Source organism: Rhodoferax sp. (assembly GCF_014859475.1).
GTDB lineage: Bacteria > Pseudomonadota > Gammaproteobacteria > Burkholderiales > Burkholderiaceae_C > Rhodoferax.
This window is the reverse complement of record NZ_JACUUE010000188.1, coordinates 1-4,957: the sequence shown is the minus strand read 5'-3', so window position 1 is coordinate 4,957 and position 4,957 is coordinate 1. Positions and strand designations below refer to the sequence as shown.

4 protein-coding genes and 1 pseudogene are annotated in these 4,957 nt (G+C 59.4%); 1 reads left to right on the top strand and 4 read right to left on the bottom strand.

Annotation, left to right across the window (positions count from 1 at the left end; genetic code table 11):
* Positions 1 to 408: 408 nt before the first annotated feature.
* The 4 genes from IBX54_RS12595 to IBX54_RS12580 form a co-directional block, all read right to left on the bottom strand.
* A complete protein-coding gene (locus tag IBX54_RS12595) occupies positions 409 to 633 on the bottom strand; it encodes a hypothetical protein (protein ID WP_296543000.1) in 225 nt (74 codons plus the stop codon).
* A gap of 81 nt (positions 634 to 714) precedes the next feature.
* Positions 715 to 1,818 (bottom strand): NDP-sugar synthase, encoded by a 1,104-nt coding sequence (locus IBX54_RS12590; protein WP_296542999.1) that lies wholly within the window; start codon positions 1,816 to 1,818, stop codon positions 715 to 717.
* Positions 1,819 to 1,843: 25 nt separating this feature from the next.
* Positions 1,844 to 2,263 carry a universal stress protein gene (locus tag IBX54_RS12585; protein ID WP_296542998.1) on the bottom strand — a complete coding sequence of 140 codons (420 nt, stop codon included), beginning with the start codon at positions 2,261 to 2,263 and terminating at the stop codon, positions 1,844 to 1,846.
* 168 nt (positions 2,264 to 2,431) lie between these two features.
* Positions 2,432 to 3,649, bottom strand: coding sequence for a threonine ammonia-lyase (locus tag IBX54_RS12580; protein ID WP_296543001.1), 1,218 nt, complete (start codon positions 3,647 to 3,649; stop codon positions 2,432 to 2,434).
* Between the two features lie 218 nt (positions 3,650 to 3,867).
* On the opposite strand from IBX54_RS12580, the pseudogene IBX54_RS12575 reads away from it, so the two are divergent.
* A pseudogene (locus IBX54_RS12575) lies at positions 3,868 to 4,476 on the top strand (IS21 family transposase); the annotation flags it as partial.
* Positions 4,477 to 4,957: the final 481 nt, after the last annotated feature.

The window sequence follows — 4,957 nt, the reverse complement described above, 5'->3', positions numbered from 1 at the left end:
GTATCGGGCCGGATACGGGGGGCTCGCAGTGACGAAGTCTCTGTTCAAGGTCCGTGTGCGGTATCGGGCCGGGTACGGATGGCTCGCGATGACGGTGCTATTTCATGATTTGGGGCGTCGGCTTGGATTCATGAATACAAAGGGACTTCCCTCTTCCCGGTAACGGCATCAAGTGCCAAGATTGGGTTCGGAAAAGTCAATCTACAACCTTTTGTAGGAGAAGTCCCATGAGCGAGATCACACGAGTTGGCGTTGACCTGGCGAAAAATGGTTAGTGCAACAAGGCCGTCTGTAGATGTGCAGTCTGTTCCTCGTTTTAGCGCAGCTTCTGTTCACACGAATGCAAAATACTGTTGATCAGGAAAATGCAAATCCATCCTTGACTTATCGGGAAGTCCCTGTAGCAAGTTAGGGCTTGCCCGCCTGACGCTGCTTTTTCGCCCGGATCACAGTCCAGGCCAGTCGCCCTGCCGCCAACAGGTTGACCGCGATGACAGCCATGGCTGGCCAGAACGGCAACTCATAACCCGAGACGGCGGACGACACGAGCAAGCCGCCCAGCACCAGCGCGGCGATCAGCATGGTGACCGTGGCGCCATTCACGGCGCCACGTTGAAAGTGTTTTGAGGTCATGGTGCGAGTATAAAAAGATTAAGTTGGCCGCAATTCTACGGACCGTCTCGCATACCCCATGAGGCTGGTTTTGACGGCGCCTCAGGCCCGCGCATCACCCCAGCGCAGCTGGGTGGCATCGTCGTCATGGTAAAGCGTGTCGCCATGGCGGTCGACACAATAGTCAGGCGACACGATCATTTCGTTAATGCGCATGTCGGCGGCAATGCGGGTGTATTCGAACAAAATGCTGCGCACCAACTTGCAGCCGGTGCGCAAGTGGCAGCCGTGGCCGATCCAGGCTGGACCCACGATCGACACGCCGGGCTCGATGCGCACACTGGAGCCAATGTAAACCGGGCCCTCGATGTTGACCTGATGCCAGGGGATGGACGTGTTGATGCCGACCCAAATACCCGGTTTGATTTCGCGCCCGGGCATGGTCATGTCGGCCACCTCACCACTCAAGACCCGCTGCAACACCGACCAGTAGTCTCCCACCCGGCCAATGTCCAGCCAATGGAAGGGCCGGTTTTGCACATAAAACGGCAGCTCATGCGCGACCAGGTCCGGGAACAGTTGGGAACCAATGTCATACACCTTGCCCGGTGGAATGAAACCGATCACGGCGGGCTCAAAAATGTAGATGCCGGTACTTGCCAGCGTTGACTTGGCCTCGGCCGGCTTGGGTTTTTCCTGGAAAGACTTAATGAGCCCATCCTCTGCGGCCACCACCACGCCATAGTTTTGCACGTCGGCCAACGGCACGTCCATGGCCACCACACTGGCCATTGCCTGCTTGGCGTGGTGCTCCGCCAGGGCGGCGGTGATGTCGAGGTCGATCAGCGCGTCGCCGCACAGCACCAGCGTGGACTCGTCAAAAAAACCGCTGAAATCCTGAATGCGCCGCATGCCACCGGCCGAGCCAAAAGGCCGCGGCAAGATTTCGCCATGGTCGCGCACGCCTTCGTAGGAATAGCCAATTTGCACACCCCAACGCCGGCCGTCACCAAAATACTCCTCTATTTTTTTATGATGCCAGGCCACGTTGACCATGATCTCGGTGACGCCGTGGCGCGCCAGATGCTCGATCAGGTACTCCATCACCGGCTTACCCAGAATGGGCACCATCGGCTTGGGAATATCGCGCGTCAGGGGGCGCACGCGGGTGCCTTGGCCCGCAGCCAAAATCATGCCTTTAGCCATGTTGAACTTGCCGGATAACGTGGATTCAGCGCACGATCAAAACGGGCACCTTGCAATTGGCCAGCACCTTGGTGGCCACCGAACCCACCACCAGGTTGAGCAAGGCACCGTGACCGTGCGAGCCCATCACCACCATGTCGAATTTGCCGTCATCGGCCATTTTGGCGATCAGTTCGCCCGCGTTGCCGGTTTTCCAGCTGGCCTTGACCTTGACACCGTGGCGCTCGAGAAATTTGCTGACCGGTACCATGACTTTTTGACCTTCGTCTTCGTAGTACTTGGCGACCAGTTCCTTGCCCAGTGCAGCGCGCGCCTGGGTCGGCAGCATCATTTGGGCGGTGAGCGCGGTGTATTCGTTTTTAGGCGATAACATCTCATGGGCAGCCAGGTAACCCAGCATTTTCTTGGTGTACGAACTGCCATCAACGGCGAGAAGAATCTTCATGAGGAACTCCTTTAATGGGATGCCAGTGTACCCAAACGGGACTGCGCCAACTTGTCAATTGTCAAAAGTCCAGAATCAAAAATCAAAATGTGTGTCTGCCATGTGATGCCCCGCGGGCGGCAGGACTGTGCCACGCAGGCTTCGGCGGGCTCGCTGGCGCTGACCCCGTCAGGGCACCAGTTGCGCCACAAGTCCAGCCTTCTCCAGAACTGCCAGCACCTCGGTGATGTGCTGCGGACCCCGGGTCTGGATCACCAGCTCGATCTCCACGTTTTGCGCCGCCAGCGTGGTAAATGCCCGTTGGTGATGCACCTCGTTGATGTTGGCCCCGGCGTTGGCAACCGTGGCGGTGATCAGCGCCAGCGAGCCCGGCACGTCGCGTGCGCTCACCTTCAGACGCGCCAGCCGCCCGGCCCGAACCATGCCGCGCTCGATGATGGCCGCCAGCAAGAGCGGGGCGATGTTGCCGCCGCACAGCACCACGCCCACCTTTTTGCCTTTGAAACGTTCGGGGTATTTCAGCAGCGCCGCCAGCCCGGCGGCCCCGGCACCTTCGACCAGGGTTTTCTCAACCTCAAGCAGCATCACGATGGCCTGCTCGATGTCGCCCTCATCGACCAGCACAATGTCGTTCACCTTGTCGCGAATGATGGCCTGCGGCAACACGCCGGGCGTGCCCACCGCAATGCCCTCGGCAATGCTGCTGGTGCCCTGCGGCAGGTGCGTGCCCTTGATGGCATTGAACATGGCGGGAAACCGCGAGGCCTGCACGCCAATGATCTCGATGCCGGGCCGAACAGCCCGCGCCGCCGTGGCCATGCCGGCTATCAGGCCACCGCCACCAATCGCCACCACCAGTGTGTCTAGGTCGGGCACGTCCTGGAGCATCTCCAGCGCCACCGTGCCCTGGCCGGCCACGATGTCGGGGTCGTCGTAGGGGTGGACAAAGATCAGGTGTTGCTGCTCGGCCAGCAGCAGCGCATGGGCGCGCGCCTCGTCGAGCGTGTCGCCATGCAGCACGATGTCGGCACCAAACCCGCGCGTGCGATCGATCTTGACGCCCGGCGTGAAATGCGGCATCACGATTACCGCGCGAATACCCAGGCGCTGCGCGTGGTAAGCCACCCCCTGCGCATGGTTGCCCGCGCTCATGGCAATCACACCGCGGGCGCGCTCGTCGGCATTGAGCTGCGCCAGCTTGTTGCAGGCGCCGCGCTCCTTGAACGACGCGGTGAATTGCAGGTTCTCGAACTTCAGCACCACCTGCGCCCCGGTGATGTCTGACAGTGTTTGGGAGGCAACGCAGGGCGTGCACAGCAGGTGCCCTTGCAGGCGCTGCGCGGCTTGTCGAATGTGGGTGAGTTCAATCATGGCCGCATTGTGCATTGTGCATTGTGCATTGTGCATTTGGGTATTCCGGCCCATCGTGACCGGTATCCTGGCCGACTTGAACAGGTAGTAGCGATGCTGGCGTGGCAGGCTCACGAAGCAACCCGGAATCATTCAAGCGGCGTGCAGGCGCTGCGCATATTCATCCACCCTCTTCGGGCTAGTCTCACCAGCTTTCAACTGGAGCCGACATGCCCGATACCCGAAGGATCACTATGCGTTACATCTTTGACATCCTGCGCCTCAAACTCCAACAGCACCACTCGCACCAGCACATCGCTGATGCCCTTGGCATCTCCAAAGGCGTCGTCACCAAATACGTCAAACTCGCCAGCAAAGCCGGTTTGCAATGGCCCCAAATCCAGACCCTGGACGAGACGGCACTGCACACCCGCCTGATGGGCACACCCCAGCGTGCCAGCAGCTTTGTGGCCCCCGACTATGGCCACCTGCACCAGGAGCTGGGCCGCAAAGGCATGACCCTGATGCTGCTGTGGCAAGAGCACAGCGAGAGCCACCCCGGTGAATCGGTACACAGCTACTCCCAGTTCTGCGAGAACTACCGCCGCTTCGCCAAAACCCTCAAACGCTCCATGCGCCAGATTCACCGCGCAGGCCAGAAGATGTTCATCGACAATTGCGGCCCCACCGTGGCGCTGACAAGCGGTGAGCGTGCCCAGATCTTCGTCTCTGCCCTGGGCGCTTCGGGCTACACCTTCGCCTACGCCACCGCCAGAGAGACCACCGCCGACTGGCTCGGTGCCACCGCACAAGCGCTGCGCTTTTACGGCGGTTGTGTCGAACTCATCGTGCCCGACAACCCACTGATCCTGTACCGGGTGATGCGCAGCCGACTCAGGGACAGCCATTCCCAGATTTCACCAGAGCGCGCGCTGGACAAGTTGCGCCGTATTCAGCATCAGGTGGTCAAGGTCAACGATTTGGAGCCCATTGCGGCGCTCTCCAGCATCAACCAGGAACACACGGAGATTTTGCAAGCACTGACGATCAAGAAACCAACCCTTCCCGCCCAGCTGACCCTTTTGTAGTGGCACACTTGAACCGTGCCCCTATAGGAATCAACGACTTACAAATTTAACTGTCGAACTCGGGTGGCCACAACCCAATGGTCAAAACTCGAAGTCCGAGGATATCTGTTGGCTACAGTTTGGCTACGGATGGGCTATTTTTGGACTACAAAGCAAGACGCCCGCATTAAGCGGGCGTCTTTTCAAGCTAAGTGCTTGATTTTATTGGTTGCGCGAGAAGGATTTGAACCTCCGACCTTTGGGTTATGAGCCCAAC

Excerpts from the sequence above, each read along its gene's own strand:
- IBX54_RS12585 (WP_296542998.1), bottom strand. The coding sequence starts at position 2,263 with ATGAAGATTCTTCTCGCCGTTGATGGCAGTTCGTACACCAAGAAAATG.
- IBX54_RS12590 (WP_296542999.1), bottom strand. The coding sequence starts at position 1,818 with ATGGCTAAAGGCATGATTTTGGCTGCGGGCCAAGGCACCCGCGTGCGC.
- IBX54_RS12580 (WP_296543001.1), bottom strand. The coding sequence starts at position 3,649 with ATGCACAATGCGGCCATGATTGAACTCACCCACATTCGACAAGCCGCG.
- IBX54_RS12595 (WP_296543000.1), bottom strand. The coding sequence starts at position 633 with ATGACCTCAAAACACTTTCAACGTGGCGCCGTGAATGGCGCCACGGTC.